This window comes from Mucilaginibacter aureus (assembly GCF_053514885.1).
In genome coordinates, this window is record NZ_CP170601.1 from 1,161,374 (window position 1) to 1,184,416 (window position 23,043).

Sequence of the window (23,043 nt, forward strand, 5' to 3'; positions counted from 1 at the left end):
ACCTATGTGTTATTCGTTACTCAATACCGTAAACTCGGTACGGCGGTTTAGCTTACGGCCTTCGGGGTTATCCTGGCCGTTGGGCAAGGTATTTGGTGCGATAGGCACTTGCCTTCCATAGCCCTTGGCAATAATGCGCTCGGGCGCGATGCCTTTCAGGATGATGTAGTTTACGCACTCCTGGGCCCTATCCTGCGAAAGCTCGTTATTTGCCCTGTCGGTACCTACAGCATCGGTATGCGAGCCTAACTCTACCTTGATCTTAGGGTTATCGTTCAAAATAGTGATCAGGCCGTCGAGCACGGTTTTCGATTCGGGTTTAAGATCGTAGCTGTTAAAATCATAAAGGATGTTATCGATCACGATAGGTTTGTTGATCTGGTATTCCTGCTGACAAACCACCGGGTTAAACAAGGTATCAACCTTTGTTGTGGTAACCGGCGGTACCGGGGCGTACTTGGCAAAGTAATCCTTTTTCTCCAGGCGGAGGCTATAGGTATGTTTGTAAGTGAGCTTAAAGTTATACTTGCCGGTTTTATCGGTTACAAAATTGATAGCCTGTTTGGTTAGCGAATCAAGCAGGGTAATGTTTACATCGGGCAGAGGTTTACCTGTAGCGCAGTTGATCACCGTACCGGTTAGGATAGCCGTAGGCGGCGGCAGTGGTTTAGGCTTAACTATTTTGGCTTTGAACAGATTGATGCAGCACTCTGATTCGCGGTCGGAACTGATGTAAGCTATGGTACTGTCCCTGTTATCAGGATAGTAATACAGATCGTCCTTAGTTGAGTTTAGTGGATAGCCCAGGTTTAGCGGTTTGGTCCAGCTGTTGCGCAAACTATCCGTACTTTCAAACAGGTCGAACCCGCCCATTCCGGTAAGGCCCTTTGAACTGTAATACAAGGTATGCTCTTGTATGCTGTAATACGGAGCCTGCTCATCATCAGCGGTGTTGATGGTTCGGCCCAGGTTTGAGGCGTTTATGGGGAGCCCGTCGGCATCCAGGTCGCTCACCCAGATATCGGTACCGCCAATGCTGCCGGTTTGGTTTGAGGCGAAGAAAAGGCGCTTACCATCATCGGTTACCGATGGCTGCATGGAGTTAAAACCAATGGCATTAACATAGTTGTTAAGCTTTTGCGGTGCCGACCATTTTTGATTGCTGTTTTTACTGATGTAGATAGCTGATATGGTTTTTTCCTGTTCTTTATACCACATGGTAAAATACATGAGCTTGCCGGATGCGGTTAACGATGCCGGGCCGTAATGAACTTCCTTTTTTGCATCGTAACCCAGGTTTATCCGGGCTATCTTTGTAGGATTGTTCTTATCGCTAACATAGATCTGGTTGATGCGTTTGGTGCTGCCGTTTACCGATCGCGAGGAGGTAAACCAATATTGATTGTTATTTACTGTGAGGCCAAAATCGCCGGCCTGGCCGTTAAGATCGGGCATTTTTGCAGCCGATGATAAGGTGGGGTGTTTAACCTGTTCCCGGGCAAACAAGCAGTTTTCCAGTTCTTTATTAGCCAGTTCGGTGTAGGTTTTATCCTTATTGGTCTTCAAAAACAATTCCAGGCTTTTTATCGCGTCATCAATTTTTTTGTTCGATCGTAAACATACCGCATACCAGTAGCGCGACAAAGGGTAAACGGTAACATATTTATCAATAACGTACCTGTACCATAATTCGGCCTGCAACAGGTTGTGGTACAAGCGGTACGATTCGGCTAAACGATAGGTAATCTCTCCCGCCATTTTTTCGTTCTCGTACACATTTTGCCGCGTCGAAAAATAAGGCACAGTTCCCTGGGTGGTCGAAGTTTTATTCTCCAGCGCCTTATCGTAATAATAAGCGGCCGTTACATAGTCTTTCTCGTCAAAGGCTTTGTCCGCACGTTCTTTGAAAGCTTTATTTTGTGCCGCTGCAATTTGGGCAATGAAAAGGAAGAGGATCAGTAAGCGTCTTTTCATGCGGACAAGTTACAACCTGGGACATACCTGATCGCGGGTTGATAAGTGATGTTTGAACAGATAACTGATAGATATCTCATAAGTTCCTTGCGGGACAGCTGTTTGAAGTTGCGAAGTGGTATAATCATAACTCATCCCGATTATGGTACTGCCCATGTGAAAACCAACATTGGCCACTGCTGCATCATTCAGGCGGTACATGCCGCCTAAAATCAAGCTATGATCCGGTTGGAACCTCAGTTCAAAGTTCATTCCGGCTGCATATACCTCGTTTTTTTGTTGACCAATATACAAAGCATGTGTCGTAATATCAAACCATTCCGACGCTCTGACACGTAAGCCGCCGTGCACAGTATAACGAAATGGAATGTTGCCGTTTAATCCATCACTCGTGATCGGGTCTTTTGCCGGGGCAAGGTGAGAGGCACTTACGCCGCCAAAAAGGTTAAGGTCTTTATCCGGGTCGCCATCGTAAAAAAACACACCGGCACTGGCATCAAACACCATGGCGCTGGTGTTGCTAAAATTTTCAAAGCTCGACATCGATGGATCATATCCACCGGTTGTGGAGTTGTACTGGCTATCAAATTGCGCTTTACTGGCGTTAAAGCTGCGGTTTATGATACCCGCCTGTATGCCGAAGTTTAGCTTTTGATATTGGTTATCAGAAACCGGGATCTGGTAAGCAAATGACCCGTAAGCGGCCAGGTAGTTATATCCGGCAGTGCCTGCTGATTGATTGATGATATTGAAGCCCATCGCTACTTTGTCGGAGGTACGAAAATCGCCCGAAAAGGCACCGGTTTTATAACCGTTATCTACACCGCGCCACTGGTCCTTAAAATTGGCGGTTAAGCGAGCGTCACCATCCATCACGCCGGTTAACGCGGGATTAAGCCACATGGGATAAGCGTAATACTGAGAAAAGTGCGGATCGACCTGCGCATGTACCGTGCTGATGAATAACAGTAAAAGCACTACCGCATTTAACGTTAATTTTTTCACTTGAGTAATGTTATTGTTCCTTTTTTATTCACCTCGTGGCCATTATTCATAACCGCTTTCAAAAAATAAGTATATACACCCAGCGGTTCTTTAGCTCCTTTGTAGGTGCCATCCCAGCCATTGTTCTTTTCGGCCGAGCTAAATATCATTTGCCCCCACTGGTTGTATACGTAAAAGTTTAATGTTTTGATGCCCTCGCTATGTACATACACTACATCATTATTGCCATCACCATTAGGTGTAAAGGCATTGGGCACATAAATATCATCTGTTTGATTTAGCGCCTGGCCGGTAACCGCATTGGAGTTGGCGCTTAGCGAACATGGTGTAAGGCCCATGGCCCGCACCAGAAGTGTTACGCTTTGGTTTTGTTTTAAGGATGAAACCGTGTGTGTTAAGCCACCCGCGCCAGAGCTTGGTCCGCCATAGCTTGATCCATTATCGGTACTTACCATGTAGGTGATAGCACCTTTCACGGCCAACCAATCAAAAGTAACACTGCTTGCGGTAACCGAGTTTACTGCCGGCATAGGGGCAGCCAAAGGTTGCAACAACTGCACCTGTACTATTTTACGCACTGCAGAAACGCATCCCGTTAAGGTATTGGTAGCCTCAACATAGTAAGTTACATTGGCGTTTACCACTGGTATAGACAGCGTATCACCGGTACTTACCGGGCTTCCGCCTGTTAAGGTGGTATACCAGGTAAAGGCAATGTTGCGGTCACTGGTATTTGCTGCCAGTGTAGCGTTTGAGCCAGGGCAAACCAAAGCATCCTGGGTGGTAAATTGCGGAAGCGGTGTCAAATTGGCGTTAGCCGCACTTCTTGTTACCGAAATACAGCCCTGGGTATTGGTTACATCCACATAGTAAACGGTGTTTACATGCAGTATTGGCGATGTAAAAGTAGTGCCTGTTGAAATTGGAGTACCACCATTGGCCGACGAATACCAGTTGTAAATAAACCCTGTTTGCGGGTTTGCTATCGCAAACGTGGCCATTGATTCGGAACAGGTTATTACCGTGTCTTTAACCAATGCGGGAGCAGCCGGCGGTGTTGACATATTGACCTGTATCATTGCCATTGACGAACCCGAACACAAACCATTGGAGCTTTCTACATAAAATGTTGTGTTTGCCAAAAGCGGCACGGTTGTATAGTTGATGCCTGTAAATAACAGGTTAGTTTTTGACGGACTATCATACCAGTTATACGTAAAACCATTTTGCGGGTTATTAACCGAAAGTGAAGCCGGGCTGCCCGGGCATACAGTAACGGTTGGCTGAACTGTAGGTGGTATTGTAGGCGGGGTTAGTATACTGAAAGTTAAACTATTACTAATCAAAGGTGTTGTGCATGGTCCGGATGAAACGGTACGCCGGTAATATGTTGTTACGGTTATGGCTGCCGGATCATAATCTATTGCGGTAGCACCTGATATATTGGTAAAAGTGATATTATCGGTTGATTGCTGCCATTGATAGGTATAAACATTATTGCCGCCTGCAGGAGTGCTGCCGGTTATATTGGCCGGGTCGCCGGCTAAACAAAAGCTTGTAACACCTGGTGCCGTAATGTTATTGTTAGTCAAACCAGGTAGTATAGTTACATTGGCAGCTATCCGGGCCGAGATACATCCACCGGCATTTACACCTTCTACATAATAGGTTGTATTTGCCGATAGTACGGGCGTAGTAAAGCTGGTTCCGCTAAATAATACCGTGTTGCCTGTTGGCGCAGTATACCAATTATACGTTACACCCGCCTGCGGATTGGAAATACTCAGCGTTCCGGATGTCCCGGTACAGATACTGACAGGGTTATTCACTAAAACAGGAGTAGTTGGTGTTGGAGCTATGTTAACCTGTACACTTGCCGATGTTGGACTTGAACATAAACCATTTGAGCTTTCTACATAAAACGTAGTAGGTAGGGTAACAGGCCCGGTAACATAGGTATCCCCGGTAAACAACAAGTTGGTTTTTGCCGCACTATCATACCATTTATAGGTGATACCGCTTTGCGGGTTACTAACCGACAAGGTAGCAGGGCTGCCCGGACAAACGGTTACTACCGGCGGCTGCACGGTTAGCGGAACAGCGGGAGGTACCATGATCGTAATAGTAACTGCATTGCTGACCACAGGAGTTGTACACTGTCCGGATGAAATTATGCGGCGGTAATAAGTGGTCACACTTATCGTGGCCGGATCATAATCTTTTGCGTTAGCGCCGGATATATTGCTAAAAGTAACATTGTCTGTTGATTGCTGCCATTGATAAGTATAAACATTGTTACCACCTGCCGGGCTGCTACCGACAATATTGGCCGGGTCGCCGGCTGAGCAAAAGCTGGTAACTGCCGGTGCCGTAATACTATTGTTAGTTAAGGCAGGCAAAACAGGCAGGATAGTTACGTTGGCGACTATCCGGGTTGAGATACATCCGCCACCATTCGTGGCTTCAACATAGTAGGTTGTGTTTGCTGATAGAACCGGGGTAGTAAAACTGGTTCCGCTAAATAACACCGTGTTACCTGTCGCCGTGGTATACCAGTTATAGGTTACACCCGCCTGCGGATTAGCAATTGTTAATGTTGCCGATGTACCGGTGCAGGTACTAACCGGGTTATTGGTTAAAACAGGTGTAGTTGGGGTTGGCGCCAGGTTAACCTGCACACTTGCTGCCGACGGGCTTGAACATAACCCATTCGAGCTTTCTACATAAAACGTAGTAGCTACAGTAATTGGACCCGTAACATAGGTATCGCCGGTATATAGCAGGTTAGTTTTTGCGGGACTATCATACCATTTGTAGGTAATACCACTTTGCGGATTAGTAACCGACAAGGTAGCGGGACTACCCGGACAAACTGTTACTACCGGCGGTTGCACGGTTAATGGAACAGGTGGAGGTGCTATAACGTTTATAGTAACTACATTACTGATGACCGGTGTGGTACACGATCCGGACACCACTGTGCGACGATAGTAGGTAGTTACACTTATTGTCGCCGGATCATAATCTTTTGCCGAAGCGCCGCTGATATTGGTAAAGTTGATGTTATCAGTTGATTGCTGCCACTGGTAAGTATAAACCCCGTTACCACCCGATGGCGTATTTCCCTGAATATTCGCCGGATCGCCCGACTGGCAAAATGACGTTGTTGCAGGTGAGGTGATCACGTTGTTAATAGGAGTATTCAATATTGAAATACTGATCACATTACTGATAACAGGTGTGGTACATGCCCCCGAAATTGCAGTGCGACGGTAATAGGTTGTAGCCGAAAGCATCGGCGGATCATAATCCCTGGTTGTAATTCCAGGCATATCGGTAAAGGTTACACCGTCTGCCGAGCTTTGCCATTGATAGGTATAACTGCCTGATCCACCGGCAGGAGTATTACCCACAATGCTTGCCGGGTCGCTTGGTAAACAAAAACTGTTTACTGCCGGGGCAGTAATGGTATTATTGCTTACGTTAGGGAATACTGTAATAGTTACAACATTGCTTATTGATGTGGCAACACAACTGCTGCCAAACGTAATGCGGCGGTAATAGGTTGTAACCAGCAATGTAGGCGGCGTATAGCTCAATGCAGTAGCACCTGCAATATTGCTAAAACTGCTATTATCCGTAGAGCTTTGCCATTGATAAGTAAAGCTACCGTTGCCGCCCGCAGGTGTGCTGCCATTTATAATGGCTGGTGTACCCGGCGAGCAAAAAGCACTTGGCGATGGCGTTGTTATCACATTATTTGAAATAGCAGCCGAAGGTAAAGTGGTTACATCGTAATAAGAATCGTATTTGGTAACACCTGCGATAACTACTTTACGCCTGATGCTATAAATAATTGGAGCTGTACTGGCATTGACCAGCAACGATGGCGGGTAATCGGCACCATTGTAAACACCGGGCGCATTAACCCAGCTGCCGTTTTGTGATAATTCCCATTGGTAGTTGCTTGGTGTAGGCGATACGGCATCGCCCTGAATAACAATGGAAGCTCCCGAACAAATGGTTATAGGCTGACCGGTCTGCGCAAATGAATAATCAGGCAAGCTCAATATTAAAACAACTGAAAACAAGCCACTTAAAAGCAACTTACGCATTTTAATTACAGGGTAAAATGTTTTCACAGTTACAGTAACATTAACAGATATTCTACATTCATTAATCACTTTCACCATTGCCGCGGACCCAACCCGATATAATAATAAATGTGAAGGCACGATACGCGGCACACCGGCATAATAGTTTTCCACATTTGCCGGTGAGTTGTACTTTTACGAAAGTGTTTTAAGTTTAGTTACAGGTATTTATAAAAAAAATATTTATTATTACTGCAACCACAAGCATCTATAGATGTTAATAAAAGATGCTTTCGATTAAATTTACAAGGCTACGATAGTAGTTAACTTGTGAAGAAAGGTATATCTGTATGTTTGTTTTTCAATAGTTGAATTATTTATAATTAGAAATATTTATTGCTCAAATATAGCTAATAAGCACTGAAAAATCGGGCAAAAGGCCTTATTTCAACAAATAAAGCAACATTTTAACACAAATTCACCAGTGGTTAATTTTTTTGATTTGAGCTTTATTATCTCAACTACAAGGTACTATTCTTCTGCTTTAACTTTTTTAACAGTTAAAACATCCTGTCCTGTAGCATCGCCTTGTTCCTGTAGTTTGCCAAAGGCAGCAGCGGTAGCATAATCTAAAATTTCCTGCGGTTGGTTATGATTATAAAAGCCATATATCAGGCCTGCCATAAAGCAATCACCGCTGCCTGATCGGTCAACCACACCGGCGCAGCTAAACTCGGGCGAGTGATATTGCTGTCCATTGGTATATAAAGAGGTATAGTAATGCAAATGGTTATTGTCGGCGTCAAAGCGGAATGTATTGGCAACGGTTTTTACTTTCGGGAAGAGGTGCATGATCTCGCGCGAGGTTGCCTCCGCATGATCCAGGTAAGCCAGTTTACTTTGCTTCCCGTGAATATCGGCATCTATCTGGGTACCTAACAAACTGTTTGCGCTCCAGATGTTGCCCATTACCAGGTCGCAGTGCTCAAGCAGTTTGGGCATTATCTCGGTCGGCTGTTTACCGTATTTCCATAGGCGCGAGCGGTAGTTCAGGTCAACCGATATGGTTATCCCCTTACGGGATGCTGCCTCTAAAGCTTCAAGGCATACATCGGCCACCTGCTCATTCAACGCCGGGCTTATGGCCGTAAAGTTAAACCAGGATACATCACGCAGCACTTTATCCCAATCGATCATCCCGCGTTTAAGGCCCGAAAACGAGGAGTGATCGCGATCATAAACCACGCTGCCCTTCAAGTCGGCGCCCCGCTCAAGATAATAAATACCCATGCGGCTGCCGGTGTACAGAATAGACGAGGTGAAGATCCCTTTATATTCCAGGTAATCTATCACATGGCGGCTCATAAAATTATCAGGCAGGGCGGTGCAGTACTTTACGGGTACGTTCCATCCGGCTAATGCCGTGGCCACATTAGCCTCGGCACCGCCCATGTATAAAAAGAAGGGGTGTTTCTCAACGGCAGAGTCTTCGGGCGCGGGCGAAACCCGCAGCAAAAGCTCACCAAAACACAACACCTTTGTTATCACCAGTTAAAATATTGCTGAGCGTTATTGTAGCTGATATCCTGGATAATTTTACCGATCCATTCAATATCATTAGGCAATTCGCCGTTCTCTACATCATCACCAAAAAGGTTACAAAGTATCCTTCTGAAGTATTCGTGACGGGGGAACGATAAAAAGCTGCGCGAATCGGTTAACATACCAACCATCTGGCTCACTAAACCCATGTTTGACAGGGTATTCAATTGCTTGGTCATACCATCTTTCTGATCAAGGAACCACCAGCCCGAACCAAACTGAATTTTGCCTGCTACCGAACCATCGTTAAAGTTACCGATCATCGTAGCCATTAACTCATTATCGCGCGGGTTAAGGTTATACAGAATGGTTTTGGTCAACTGGTTAGTAGCATCCAGCTTGTTTAAAAACTTAGATAAGGCTTTACCCTGGCTAAAGTCGCCAATCGAATCCCAGCCCGTATCCGGGCCCAGGTTTGATAAAGCACGCGCATTGTTGTTACGCAACGCCCCTAAGTGATATTGCTGTACCCAGCCTTTTTCGTGATCCCAAATGGCAAACTGGTGCAGTAATGCCGATTTAATTTTCAGCACTTCAATATCGGTTAAAGCTTTGTTGGCACGGATCTTTTCAAAGATGGCGCTAACTTCGGCATCGGTATAATCCTCAGCGTATATCTGCTCCAAACCATGGTCGGATACCTTACAGCCATTGGCAGCAAAGTAATCATGGCGTTGTTTTAAAGCCTTCAGGTAAGCATCGTAGCTGTTGATATCGGTATTGGTTACTTCGCCAACTTTATTGATGTAGGCATTTAAACCGGCAATATCATCGGCATTCATTGCCTTGTCGGGACGGAAAGCGGGAGCGATCTTCGCAACAGCGCCGTCCCTGGCAATTTTTTGATGGTATTCCAGGTTATCTATCGGGTCATCTGTTGTACAGATCACCTTTACGTTCATCCTTTTGATCAACCCCTGGATTGAAAATTCCTTGGTTTGCAATTTAGCCGAAGTTTCGTCGTAAATTTCTTTCGCGTTCTTTCCCGAAAGGATAGCATCAATATCAAAATAACGTTGCAATTCCAGGTGCGTCCAATGGTAAAGCGGGTTGCGCAGGGTATAAGGCACGGTTTCGGCCCATTTCTGGAATTTATCTGCATCGCTGGCACTGCCGGTAATAAAGCTTTCATTTACACCATTGGCACGCATTGCACGCCATTTGTAATGATCGCCATACAGCCAGGCATGAGTAATGTTATTAAAATTGATATCATTGGCTATCTGGTCTGGCGGCAGGTGGCAATGGTAATCGATGATCGGCATATCCTTTGCAAAACCGTGATACAACTTTTGTGCGGTCGACGTTTGCAATAAAAAATTCTCGTCTAAAAACTTCTTCATTATAATTTAATTGCACCGATGTAAGTGATGATTACACCGATAATTTTATTTAGGTTTTATTGATTAATTAAAAACTATGTCATTTCGAACGATAGAGAGAACTCTTCTGTACCATTCAAGTCTACAGCATACATGTCGCACGCAGAAGATTTTCGCTCTCACAGTCGGGGCACCGCCCTGCTCAAGAGATAGTTTCTCCCTCCGGTCGAAATGACACTGATATTTTACAAGGATATCCCCCGTTTCCACGGGATAAAATCGTCCTGCCCGTGGCGTACTGCGCTTACTTCAATTTCGCCGCTGGCTACTTTAATTACATAGTCTAAAATACGTTCACCAGCTTGTTCAATGGTTTCGTCACCATCGATGATCGAACCTGTGTCGATATCGATAATATCGCTCATCTTTTTGTACAGGTTGGTATTGGTGGATATTTTAACAACCGGTGTAATAGGGTTACCTGTTGGTGTACCTAAACCTGTTGTAAACAACACCACATTAGCACCACTGGCAACTTCTGCTGTAGTACTTTCCACATCGTTACCCGGGGTACATAATAAGTTTAAGCCGGGTTTGGTTACCTTTTCGGGATAATCCAATACATCAACCACCGGCGATGTACCGCCTTTTTTTGCAGCTCCTGCCGATTTGATGGCGTCGGTAATTAAACCATCCTTAATATTACCCGGCGATGGGTTCATATCAAAACCCGAGCCTACCTCTTCAGCGCGCTGGGCGTAAGTTTTAACCAGGTGACTAAACCTGTCGGCTTTTTCTTTATCTACACAACGGTCAATAATATTTTGCTCCACGCCACACAATTCAGGGAACTCGGCCAAAATAACCGAACCACCCAGGCTTACCAACAGATCGCTGGTATAACCAATTGCCGGGTTAGCCGATATGCCCGAAAAGCCGTCAGAACCACCGCACTCCAAACCAATGGTTATTTTGCTTAACGGCGCAGGTTGGCGAACGTTGTTATTCGCTTCGATCAAACCGGCCATCGTTTGGCGGATAGCTAACTCTAACAAGTCGCTTTCTTTACCAACCTTTTGCTGATCCAAAACATAAAGCGGTTTGTTAAAATTCGGCGAACGTTTTTTGATCTCTTCTTCCAGTATGCTTACCTGCGCGTTTTGGCAGCCCAGACTCATTACCGTAGCACCCGCAACATTAGGGTGTGTAATATAACCAGCCAATAAGCCGCAAAGTGCGGTAGCATCCTGGCGGGTACCGCCGCAACCGCCGTTATGGGTTAAAAATTTAATACCGTCAACATTCGGGAAGATCCTGCTTGCCTTATCAACAGCGGTACCATCCTTAACTTCGGTATATAAAACCTGCTCAACACTTCCGCCCTCTTTTACCAGGTTAATGAGTTGCTGTGCTTTGGTTTGATAGCTGTTATGCCGCCCGTAGCCTAATGGCTTTACCAAAGCATCCTGCAGCACTTCCAAATTGCGGTTCTCGCAAAACACCATCGGGATAACCAGCCAGTAATTGCCGGTGCCCACGCTGCCATCTTCGCGATGGAAGCCATTAAATGTTTTACCTGCCCATTTAGCAGTGTCTGGTTTGTGCCATTCATCGTGGTGCTGTGCGGTTAAAAAGCCGCTCGCGGCATGCTTAACGTTAGTGGTGCTTAACAAACCACCGGCCTGTATATCGCTTTGCGCTTTGCCAACCAAAACGCCATACATTATTATTTCGCTCCCCGCCGGAATCAACACCTCGGCAAACTTATGTTTAGCCGCAATAAACTCTTTTACGATATAGCTTTTTCCTTCGTATTCGGCAGTTTCGCCAGCCTGAAGATCTCTTAGTGCCACCACCACATTGTCTTTGGGGTGCACTTTTAAAATGCTTTGTTTCATTTCAAATCCTTAAACGGTATCAAAGATACCGTCGTGTAAAATATGCTTTAACTTTTTGGCAACAGCTTCTTCAAAACCAGGTAAAATGGTCAGGTTGGGGCCGCCCCATAAATTTTCGTTTGATAAAATGTTATTCACTACGTTATCTGTATCCTCATCTTTCCAGGCTTCGGCAAATATGGCTGCGTTGTCATCGGTAACTTTATATTCTTCGCCGTTATTGGTGCCAATAAATTCGCCTTTGGCATTTTTAACCACTTTCATAAAACGGATAAATGCCGCAAAACCTAAAGTAACATTTTCAGGCGGAGTTGTTTCGGTACGGTAATGTTGTAAAAGTACCGGTATCACACGCATCTTCATTTTTGATGAGTACTGCGCCGATATGCTGATCCACTGGTGCTCGATGTGCGGGTTACGGAACCTGTCCAGAACCTTGCCTGCAAAATCATGCGCCACTTCCGGATCTATTTTGTATGGGATAGCCGGGGCGATCTCGTTAAATGCCAGTTGTGTGATAAACACCGAGAATACGGCATCATCCATAGCCTCGCGCACAGTTTTAAATCCCGACAAGAATGCTACCGCGCAGCTTAAAGTATGCGTGCCGTTTAACAACCGTAATTTCAATTCGCGGAAGATCTCGATATCCGGTGCTATTACCACACCTTTATCTGCCTGGGCAAAGCTCAATACCGATTTTACTTTCTCATCGCCCTGTATGGCCCAAAGGCTGTAAACTTCTGATGCGATGCGCAGGTTATCCCGGTAACCGCACTGATCCTCTAAACGCTCCAATGTTTTGGCATCGGGTTTACCTGGCACGATACGGTCAACCAGCGAATCGCAGAAATGATTATGTCGATCTAACCAGTGGATGAAATCTTTATCAAAGTCGTTTTGCGAAGCCAGTTCCAGAACAATGCCTTTCAGCTTTTTACCGTTATCAACAATCAGCTCGGTTGGTACGATAACCAAACCAGCCTCTTCGCTTCCGCCCAAAGCTTTGTAGCGTTCGTGCAGCACAGCTAACAATTTACCGGGGAATGATATCGGAGGAGCTTTGTGCACATCATCTTCAACCAGTTGAATCCCAACTTCGGTTGTGTTCGATATCACGATCTGCAGTTCAGGGTTACGGGCAAACTCTAAAATAGCTGCCCAGTCTTTACCGGCAGTTAGTACACGGCTGATAGACGAGCAGATCACATCCTCTTCCACTTTTTTACCGTCGGCAATGCCTTTAATACCTAAAGTGTACAAGCTATCCTGGTCATCAAATTCGGCGGATGAACCGGTATCGGTAGATTTTACCACCACAACACGCCCGTTAAAAATACCGGCGCGGTTTGCTTTATCAATAAAAAAATCGGGTAAACCTCTTAACAAAACACCGGTACCAAATTGCAATACCTTTTCTGGCAGTTCAAATAATTTAGCATCGGGTACAATTAAACCAGGTACCGCAATACCTTTTAAACTGTTCTTTGAAAGTATCATATTCTTCTTCGTCATTTCCTTTTTTATTCTTTTGGGTTTTACTCGAAAACCTGTCAGTTTTGAACAATTGGTTGCTCTCGCAAAGTTACAACCATCGTTACAAAATAGATAATCTGGATTACCCGCTTTATAAATTTATTTGGCATTCAGTTGCCGCAAAGCCCATTTAATTAAATCGTTAGCCGCTTTTAAATTATCGTAATCGGCAGGCAGCTTGCGCCCGTCGGTATATTCGTTATAAAACCACGGGTCACCTACCACAAAAACCGCACCCTTTCCGTATTTGGCAGTAGCCACAATAATATCCTTATTGTCTGTCAAACTGGCTATTGCCGGAGGTTTTACCGCAAAGGTTGATATCTCTTTAATGTATACCTTTTTAGCTGTTTTAAATACTTTATCCGTTGCCGGGATATTTACCGCGCCTGTTTCAAAATGCGGCGTTACCACATGGTTGCGGCTGTCTTCGTTATCATGGATCCCGAATTTGGCCAGCAAAGTGTTCAGATGTTTAAACTCGGCATTACCGGTATCATTGTTCAACACGATCAATACCCCACCTGCTTTAACCCATTCGCTTATCGCGGATACATGCGCAGGCTCAATATATTTGGCGTCCGGGTTTTCTTTCGGGATATCCGGATCGACAATAACATAAATATTGCCTTTTTTTAAATTGGCCGCTGTCGGCGCCTGATATAGCGTAGTAGTATTCACGCCATAATTGTGGAATGCATTGGCGAAGAATGAAAAACCATTATTATCCTGTTCTTCCCACTTGTAATGGAACGATAGGGTTTGGCCGGTTAAGGCATCTTTTCGGTGCTCATCATTAAAATATGAGTCGAGGATAACGGTTTTGCCTTTGCCTAAATTGCGATTGGTTAAACGCTCCATCTCTACAGCGCATTGCAGGAAAGCGCCGGTGCCTTTCGGATCATTGGTGATCACCTTTTCGCTCATGTAATATTCGTAGCTGCCATCGCGGTATGGGTTTCCACCTAAGCCGGATACCGTTACCGTACCGGCCAAATTGGTTTGTCCATCGGCATCGGTTTTAACAAATTCTTTCAGGATGCCTTTGTAGCCCTTTTCGGCAACACTCAGGTAGCTTGCGGGCAGGTAGCCGTTACGGATACCTTTAGCCAGTGCGTATACAAACATACTCGATGCCGACGATTCCAGGTAATTACCTTTACCATCGGGTTTATCCATAATATCATACCACACACCGCTCTTAGGATCCGGGTACTTCTGGATAGCTGCAGCTAAACGGTTCAAAATAGCGATAATATCGGCCCGTTTGGCGTAGTCTTGTGGCAGGTAATCTAACACATCAACCAACGCCATGGCATACCAGCCATCTGCACGTGCCCAAAAGTTTGGTGATAACCCGGTTTGTGGGTTGGCCCATTTTTGCTTTTTACTGTAATCCCAGCCATGGTACAGCAACCCGGTTTTAGGGTCGCGGGCATGTTGCTCCATCAGGATAAACTGCTTGGCGATATCGTCAAAATCAGCCTCGTGGTGAAACTGCGCTGCGTATTCAGCATAAAACGATTCGGCCATATATAACCCGTCGAGCCACATTTGCTCTTCGTATATTTTTTTGTGCCAAAAACCGCCTTCTGGCGTGCGGGGTTGTTTTTTAAGCTGGTCGTATAAAGTTGTGGCGGCCTTTAAATATTTAGCCGACCCGGTTACATTGTACAACATAAGCAGGTTGCGGCCGCACAACACGTTATCTAAAGTATAGGCGTCACTTTTATAACCTGCTATCTGGCTGCCATCGGCGCTTATCAGGTTATCCATGCTTTGCTGCAGGTATTTAAAATAAGTCCGGTCGGCAGTTTGCAGCCAAACGCCTTCAATACCTTTCAGTATTACGCCTTCGTCGTAGTTCCAGCGTTTAAAGGGCCTACCTGTTTTTGATGCAGTATCCGAAGGCCAAACCTTCATCACTGTAGCCGCAATTTTTTGCGACATGGGTACATCCTGCGCCTGTGTATTACCGCATACTGCGGCTAACATAAACACGGCACCTGTTTTTATCAATGCTTTCATAGTTATTTATTGATAACGATTGCGTTTTTTGTTGCGCCATCGCTTAATTTCACATCAGTCATGCTGGCCTTTGTACCGCTAACGTTGATATCCGACGTGTTATTACCCGATATGTTAAACAGTAGTTTACTACCGCTATAGGTCACATTTTCCAGGTTAACACTCTGGCTATTATCGATACTAACGGTTGGGTTAAACTCATCGGTTACCAAATGCAAACCACGGATGTAAACACCTGTAGCCTCGGTACATACAATACCTTTCTTAGCCTTAATGGTCATGTTATCCATATAAGCGCCCAAAACATTCATTTCAGGTAGCCCACGGATAAATATCGCTGTGCCGGCGCCGTTGCAAACTATATTACTGATGTGAAAATCCTTAAACTGTGGCGTACCTTCGGTAACCGGCAACGTAACCACCTTTGGTGCCACGCGCGTTTCGCCAGCCAGCACAACAGGGTCTTTTGCCTCGTAATACATATCGAACGAAATAGCCTCGGCAACAATATCTTTCATGTTGATATTGGTTACATAGATGTTTTGTACCACGCCGCCGCGGCCGCGGACTGTTTTAAAACGCAGGCCAACATCGGTACCTAAAAACGAGCAGTTGTAAACAAAAATATTACGTGCCCCGCCGCTCATTTCGCTACCGATAACAAAACCGCCATGCGCGTGGTAAACGATACAGTTACGTACAATTACATTTTCGGTAGGCTTCCCCAGCTTGCGCCCGGCTTCATCCCTGCCCGATTTGATACAGATACCATCATCGCCTACATCAAACACACTGTTTTCGATCAGCGTATTGGTGCTGCATTCCAGGTCGATACCATCACCATTCTGTGCATACCACGGGTTTTTAACCGTAACATTGCGTAAAGTAAGGTTTGAGCATTGAAACGGGTGCAAATTCCAGGCCGGTGAGTTTTGAAAAGTAACACCTTCCAGCAAAACCTGCTTGCAATTGTTCAGCACCACTAAATTGGGGCGCAGATAATCTTTATAAGCTTCAAAATCCTTAATGGTGCGGCCGGGCAATAAAACACCGGGCTTATCAACCGTTGTGCCTTTCAATGATTTCTCCGAAGGGTACCAGGTCATCTTGTCATCACTTAGCACACCTCCCGAGGCAAGCCTATCCTGCCACTGGGTTTCGTTCAGTTTTATCTTCTTCACCATGCGCCAGGCATCGCCGTTTCCGTCGATAACGCCATAACCGGTGATAGCTACATTCTGCAGGTCTTTACCCGATATAGGCGACTTGCAGCGCCCCGCATCCCGCCCTTCAAAATAACCTATAACAATAGGGTACTGGTTTAGATCGTTGGTAAACTGTAAAACCGAATTACGGTCCAGGTGCAGGTTTACATTGCTTTTCAGCTCAATTGGCCCGGTTAACCAGGTACCTGCCGGTATTACTACCACGCCACCGCCTTTTGCACTGCAATCGCTAATGGCTTTGTTGATAGCTTCGGTATTCAACGTCAACCCATCGGCAACTACTTTATAATCGGTAATTTTTATCGTATCGGTTTTAAAACCCGGCTGTTTTACTTTAGGCAGGTTTATCCCCGGGAATTGCGCCATAGCCGTCATTCCCAGCATCATCAAACCAAAACTTACGCCAATTACCTTTTTCATCCGATGTTATCTTAACTCATTAATAGCAACCGGATCCATATCGCTGTACACCTGGTTTTCGCCGGCCATACCCCAGATAAATGAGTAGTTAATGGTACCACAACCCGAGTGGATTGACCATGGTGGCGATATTACCGCCTCGTTATTTTGCATCACCAAATGGCGTGTTTCCTGCGGCTGCCCCATAAAGTGCATCACTACCTGGCCTGGTTGCACATCAAAATAGAAGTACATTTCCATACGGCGATCATGGGTATGCGATGGCATGGTGTTCCAAACGCTGCCGGTAGCTAAAACGGTTAAACCCATTACCAGCTGGCTGCTGCGGATACCTTCTAAATGGATGTATTTGTAAATAGTACGGTGATTTGAAGTCTCCGGCGAACCGATAGTTACCGGGGTAGCTTCTTCTTTAGTTAACAGGCGGGTTGGGTAAGCCTGGTGTGCCGGTGCCGACAGTAAATAGTATTGCGCCGGGTTAGCCTTATCTGCACTTTTAAAAGTTACTTCTTTAACGCCTTTCCCTGCAAACACACAATCCAGTTTATTTACTGTGAAAGTTTCACCGTCAACAACTACTTCGCCCGCACCACCAATGTTGATGATACCCAGTTCGCGGCGTTCTAAAAAGTATTCGGCACGCAGTTCAGGATAGTTACCTAAAGTGATCGGTGAGCTGGTAGGCACTGCACTGCCTACAATCACACGGTCGTAGTGGCTGTACACAAATTTAAGTTCGCCCGGCTGCATCAGGCCTTCTACTAAAAAGCTGGCGCGCATTTCGGCAGTTGTCATGGTGCTTACTTCTTTCGCGCTGTTATGATATCGTTGTTCCATTTTATTTTATGATTTCACCGATTACTATGTGATTTCACCGATGATTGGTTCTTTTACTTAATTAATTCATCATTTGCACATCTGTATATCTACACATTTGCACATTACTCCCCCTTTAGGGGGTTGGGGGGCTTACCTTCCCATCCATCCACCGTCAACAGGCAATATAACGCCGTTAACATAGTTTGACGCTGCCGATGCTAAAAATACGGTTGCACCACCCAGATCCTCAGCTTCGCCCCAACGGCCAGCAGGTATACGATCTAATATCGATTTGCTTCTGTCCGGATCGGCGCGTAAAGCTTCGGTATTATCTGTTGAGATATAACCCGGTGCAATAGCATTAACATTAACGCCTTTTGATGCCCATTCGTTGGCAAATGCTTTAGTTAAGCTGCCGATAGCGCCTTTACTTGCTGCATATCCCGGCACATTAATACCACCCTGAAACGTTAACAACGATGCCGTAAAGATCACCTTACCCGAGCCTTGCTCCAGCATGTGGCGGCCAATTTCGCGGGTTAAAATAAATGGTGCATCCAGGTTGATATTGATTACGGTGTCCCAATAATCATTAGGGTGCTCGGCAGCAGGTTTACGCATAATGGTACCCGCGTTATTTACCAGGATATCGATCTTTGGATTTTCGGCCAAAACCTGTTTGATAAATGCTTCAAGCGATATCCGGTTACCAAAATCGCATTGGTATGCCTTAAACTGCCGGCCCAAAGCTGTAACTTCTTTTTCGGCTTCGCTACCGCTTAACGCGATATTGGCCGAAACACCAATAATATCTGCACCGGCTGCGGCAAGGGCCAAAGCCATTGCTTTGCCTATACCACGGTTGGCACCTGTAACTATAGCGGTTTTGCCACTTAAGTCGAATAATTTTTGTATTTGCATAGGTTTATTTTTCCTTTAGATAGGGGAAACTGGATCTGAAAACTTTCCAAAGCAATTCTAAGGAGTTTTTGTAACAAATTGGGTAATAAACCGAAATAATTTAACGCAATCGTTCCCGAAAGGGCGATATTAAATCATAACAAAAAAGAAAACACCCAACATCAAAAAAAATGGGGACAAGGCAACTGATCTCCTTATCCCCATAGATATTTTAAAGTGTCGTCTGCGGCAACTATTTTGTGCCCGGGCCCACTGTTATTTTACCGGTTTGACAACCAACTTTCCCACTCATATTGCTACCCTGAATAATAATGGAATATTTTGCTGCTTTATCGGCCGCGTAGAATGATACCGTGGCATTACCGTCCTTATCGGTTACAAAACTTGGTGCCCAGTGTATGGTTGAACGCAGATCGGCATAAGTATGTGGCGCGCCCTTAACGGGGTACCTTGGTGTATAAAACATTTTTGGTAGGGTAAGCGGTACCGGCCTATAGAGATAAATACTTGTGGCCCGTTGCAGGTTTGGCCCGCTGCCCGCCCGCGTAGTTATTTCGAGGTAAGCATAATCCGACCCAACCGGCCCTGTAGCTGTAGCTGCCAACAGGTCATCGGTAGTTAAATTGGCCTCGTTGTAAAGCGCGTTGGCACGTGAGCTGTACAATACTTCGATACCTAAAACATCTTCGGCAGATATGTAATCCAGGTATTGTTTATGAAACTCATACTTTTCGTTGGGGATACCTGTGGTCGGCTCATAAAAACGGTCAACATCAACACCATCAAACACAAAATGCACACGCTTATCATTAATAAAGAAGGTGAGGTTGGTTTGCTTTGTGCTGTCTTTAAAAAAGCCTGTCCTAAAACCTTTTACTTTGCTGCTGATCACATCCATCAAGCTTGCTTTACCGGCATTGATCAGGTCACTTTCGGTAATCACCTGGTCTGAGTTACCTGCACCATTCAGATTTTGCGAACCGCGGATAGACGCTCTGTCGTGAATATTTACCGCGTTTAATACTTTGCCGGTGGTGCCGTATTGCGCCTTGTCCAATTCAACCTGGTACTTTTTGTTCGACCGCACATAGTTCAACATGGTGCTGTCGGTATTAACGTTCCAGGGTTGTGGTGAAACGGGATTTATTGATTTAACTGTTAGATGGCTTTGGTCATCAACCGAAACACCGCCGTTAACTGTTTTGCCTTTGGCATTACGTGCCGAAAGTACATAAGTTACACTATCAACCGGAGGCATGTTTGCAAATACAAATTTACCTTCGGCATTGGTGATGGTATCCCTGATAAAGTGTTGCTTGCCGGTAGCCATCAATAACACATCCGACTTGGCAATTGGCTTGTTAAACAAATTGGTAACCGTACCTTTTACTTCAAAGTTCTTTTCGGCTTCGAATGCAGGTTTTATGGGTTGGTCAACTTTTTTCAGATCGTAACCCACCCATCCCTGGGTTAAAAGCAAAGCATCAAGTGCGCGCCAGGCTTCATCGGTAGGCTGCAGGTAATAAGCCGGGTCTTCAACGTAACCCTTCAGATCGGCCGAGAGCAGCATACGCGATGAAATATTATCGGCATACTCGTCCTGTTTAACCTGCGAGTCATCGGTTACCGCCATCGAAAAACTACCACGAACCGGTTTACCGTTCTCATCAACTACATTAACGTGTACCGGTATGCTATCGCGCGAGACATAAGCAGCTGCCTCGCTTTTTACATCTATTTTCAAATTGTCATGATGATCAATATAAGTCAGCCTTTCATTAACCGGCTGATTATTGGCATTGATCAGCATTAAGTGGGCAACGCCTGTAGGGAATAAGCTTTTCGCGATGGTTACCCTAAACGAATTGCTGGCCAGTGTAAATGCTGCACCGTAGCATACTACGTTACGCGCCATCCCGATAAGGTTATATTTATTACTTTGAGCCGCAAGGTTGCTGCTGGTATAAACATTTACAATAATGCTATCAGCGGCGCGGTTATTTTTTACTCTTAAAACAATACCCGATGCTGCCAGAGCAGGCAGCGCAACACTTTTTTGCTCGCCATTGGCCATAGTTACTTTGGCGGTATAGGTTTTGCCTTCCTGCGGCGTAATATCAAATGTACCCATGCCGTATTTAAATGCATTCAGGCGGGCCACTTCTATATTATCACTATCAAAAACAGAACCTTGCAGATCAACACCTTTGCCATCTTCGCCTATGGCTTTAAAGCCAACCCGGGTAGGCAAACCTGCTATCAGCTGACCGCTTTCGGGCATAAACTGCAGATCTACATCCTGCGGCCGGTTCACTTTAACCGGAATTACGGCAGTACGTTTAGGATCCAGCTTATCCTGCGCAACTATACTCAAATTTTTCAGGATGGTTTGTGACGGCAAACTAAAATCAACATCCAGTGAACCGTCTGTTGCGGTTTGTGCCGCATTGCGGAATAATACTTTTTTACCGTTCAGCACTTTCATTTGTAAAGTGCGTAAACCCGGGGTCTGTCCGTCCAGACTATTGAACTGCATGGCAACCTTCACATTATCCTTTCCGCCCACAGTAGCAATGGTAGGTTTTAAATTAACCAGCCAGGTATCATAACCTTCGTTATTAATATAAAAAGTTTGCTTAAAAAAGTAGTCGTCGCCAAAATTTCGCATCCAGTTAGTGTATGCTCTTATGGTATATGCGCCTTCGTGCACGTATAGCCCGCTTAACGCGATATTGCCCCAGGTTATACCGTAACCAACCGGAAAAACAAAACGCTTAACTACCGCATTACTATCGTTAACTAACTCAACATATAAGCGGTTACTTTGCCGTGAATAACCTATTGCCTGGTTCATTAAATAACCTTTAAACCAGATAGTATCTCCAATGGAGTAATAAGGTTTATCAAAATGCAGGTACAGTTTTTCGATAGGCATGGCATCGTTATAAGTGCCTATTTTACCGATAAGAGTATTGATGTTACCAGGTGAGGGCTGCGATTGAGCCATTGCCATTATGCCCACAAAATTGAGTAGGATAAATAGCTTAAGTGTAAATGTTTTAAGGTGCATGTTGTTTCGAAAGATAGGGTATGGTGTTGCTTTGACTATAATGCCGTTAAAAAGTTTATTACCAACAGCTAATATTCATGAATATTTTTTGATAAAGATATTGTTAATATTCAATTCGTTAAGCCGGGTTTACACCCATTACAACAACCTTGTTACTTAGCCGGCAATGGCGTCCCAATAATATTCATCTCGTTTAACCATGCTTCGCAAAGCTCTGTCCATAATTGTGTGGAACCCGGATTATTGCGCAACGCTATGCTGTGTGCTCCCTGCGGGAAAGCATGAAAGCTTACCGGTACCTTATTGAGCAGCAAAGCCTGGTAAAAAAGCAGGCTGTTCATGGGGTTTACGGTTTTATCATTAACGGCATCGGCAATAAATGTTGGTGGTGTACCGGGTGTTACCTGTAATTCGTTCGAATACTTATCTAATAGTTCTTTTGTGGGATTTGGGCCAAGCAAGTTTTTCACACTCCCCTGATGAGCATACGTGCCCATACTGATAACCGGCGAAACCAGGATCATAAAATTGGGTGCAAAGGATACTTTATCCAGCGAGTCTTTAATGGCCGAAACATCTTCGTTATGTGTACCCAGAGTTGATGCCACATGCCCGCCCGAGGACGACCCCATGATGCCGATCTTATTGGGGTCTATACCCCACTTAGCCGCATTTGCCCTGATGATACGCATAGCGCGCTGGGCATCCTGTAATGGTGCAGTGTTACGGGTAATAATATCCGGCGAACCTGGCAGGCGATAGTTCAGTACAAAAGCCGATATACCCATGATGTTGAACCACTTGGCCAATTGTGTACCGCTGATCACATAGGCTAATCTTTCATAACCTCCGCCCGGGCAGATGATCACCGCCGCGCCTTTGTTTTCCTGCCTGCCTGTAAAAAACGTGTACATGCCCGGCGTTCCTACTTTATAAACTCGTTCGTTGGTAATGCTATCAGGCAAATTCAACCCTTTTGAATTAGGCATTTTGCCTTTGGGCCATAGCGGCATAAAATCCTGCGCCTGTATTTGGTTAATGCAGATGAGCAGAACGGCTGATATGATGAGTTTTTTCATGGTAAATTATCAATTAAGGATGTCATGGTGAGCCTGTCGAACCATAACG

At 45.2% G+C, this 23,043-nt stretch carries 13 protein-coding genes; all 13 read right to left on the bottom strand.

Features of this window, described 5'->3' with window-relative positions; translation table 11 throughout:
- Window positions 1-9 precede the first annotated feature (9 nt).
- Window positions 10-1,974, bottom strand: coding sequence for an OmpA family protein (locus tag ACFGVR_RS04865; protein WP_448701514.1), 1,965 nt, complete (start codon window positions 1,972-1,974; stop codon window positions 10-12).
- 9 nt (window positions 1,975-1,983) lie between these two features.
- A complete protein-coding gene (locus tag ACFGVR_RS04870) occupies window positions 1,984-2,979 on the bottom strand; it encodes a PorP/SprF family type IX secretion system membrane protein (protein WP_448701516.1) in 996 nt (331 codons plus the stop codon).
- On the bottom strand, window positions 2,976-7,094 hold the full coding sequence (locus tag ACFGVR_RS04875; protein ID WP_448701518.1) for an Ig-like domain-containing protein: 4,119 nt from the start codon (window positions 7,092-7,094) through the stop codon (window positions 2,976-2,978). The genes ACFGVR_RS04870 and ACFGVR_RS04875 overlap by 4 nt, the downstream gene beginning before the upstream one ends.
- A 510-nt stretch (window positions 7,095-7,604) precedes the next feature.
- A complete protein-coding gene (locus ACFGVR_RS04880) occupies window positions 7,605-8,621 on the bottom strand; it encodes a sugar kinase (RefSeq protein ID WP_448701519.1) in 1,017 nt (338 codons plus the stop codon).
- The gene (gene uxaC / locus ACFGVR_RS04885) at window positions 8,618-10,018 is read right to left on the bottom strand and encodes a glucuronate isomerase (RefSeq protein ID WP_448701521.1); all 1,401 of its coding nucleotides are present in this window, start codon (window positions 10,016-10,018) and stop codon (window positions 8,618-8,620) included. The genes ACFGVR_RS04880 and uxaC overlap by 4 nt, the downstream gene beginning before the upstream one ends.
- 224 nt (window positions 10,019-10,242) lie before the next feature.
- A complete protein-coding gene (locus tag ACFGVR_RS04890; protein WP_448701522.1) occupies window positions 10,243-11,895 on the bottom strand; it encodes a UxaA family hydrolase in 1,653 nt (550 codons plus the stop codon).
- 9 nt (window positions 11,896-11,904) lie between these two features.
- The gene (locus ACFGVR_RS04895) at window positions 11,905-13,410 is read right to left on the bottom strand and encodes a tagaturonate reductase (RefSeq protein ID WP_448701523.1); all 1,506 of its coding nucleotides are present in this window, start codon (window positions 13,408-13,410) and stop codon (window positions 11,905-11,907) included.
- Between the two features lie 120 nt (window positions 13,411-13,530).
- Window positions 13,531-15,459, bottom strand: a complete 1,929-nt coding sequence (locus tag ACFGVR_RS04900; RefSeq protein WP_448701525.1) for a glycoside hydrolase family 88 protein — start codon at window positions 15,457-15,459, stop codon at window positions 13,531-13,533.
- 2 nt (window positions 15,460-15,461) lie between these two features.
- The gene (locus ACFGVR_RS04905; RefSeq protein ID WP_448701526.1) at window positions 15,462-17,105 is read right to left on the bottom strand and encodes a glycoside hydrolase family 28 protein; all 1,644 of its coding nucleotides are present in this window, start codon (window positions 17,103-17,105) and stop codon (window positions 15,462-15,464) included.
- Window positions 17,106-17,111: 6 nt separating this feature from the next.
- Entirely contained in the window at window positions 17,112-17,942 is an 831-nt protein-coding gene (gene kduI, locus ACFGVR_RS04910) for a 5-dehydro-4-deoxy-D-glucuronate isomerase (RefSeq protein ID WP_448701528.1), read from the bottom strand.
- A 132-nt stretch (window positions 17,943-18,074) separates the two neighbouring features.
- The gene (kduD, locus tag ACFGVR_RS04915; protein ID WP_448701529.1) at window positions 18,075-18,845 is read right to left on the bottom strand and encodes a 2-dehydro-3-deoxy-D-gluconate 5-dehydrogenase KduD; all 771 of its coding nucleotides are present in this window, start codon (window positions 18,843-18,845) and stop codon (window positions 18,075-18,077) included.
- Window positions 18,846-19,077: 232 nt separating this feature from the next.
- Complete coding sequence (locus ACFGVR_RS04920) at window positions 19,078-21,915, bottom strand: hypothetical protein (RefSeq protein WP_448701531.1); 2,838 nt, start codon at window positions 21,913-21,915, stop codon at window positions 19,078-19,080.
- Window positions 21,916-22,067: 152 nt separating this feature from the next.
- A complete protein-coding gene (locus ACFGVR_RS04925; protein WP_448701532.1) occupies window positions 22,068-22,994 on the bottom strand; it encodes an alpha/beta hydrolase in 927 nt (308 codons plus the stop codon).
- Window positions 22,995-23,043 lie beyond the last annotated feature (49 nt).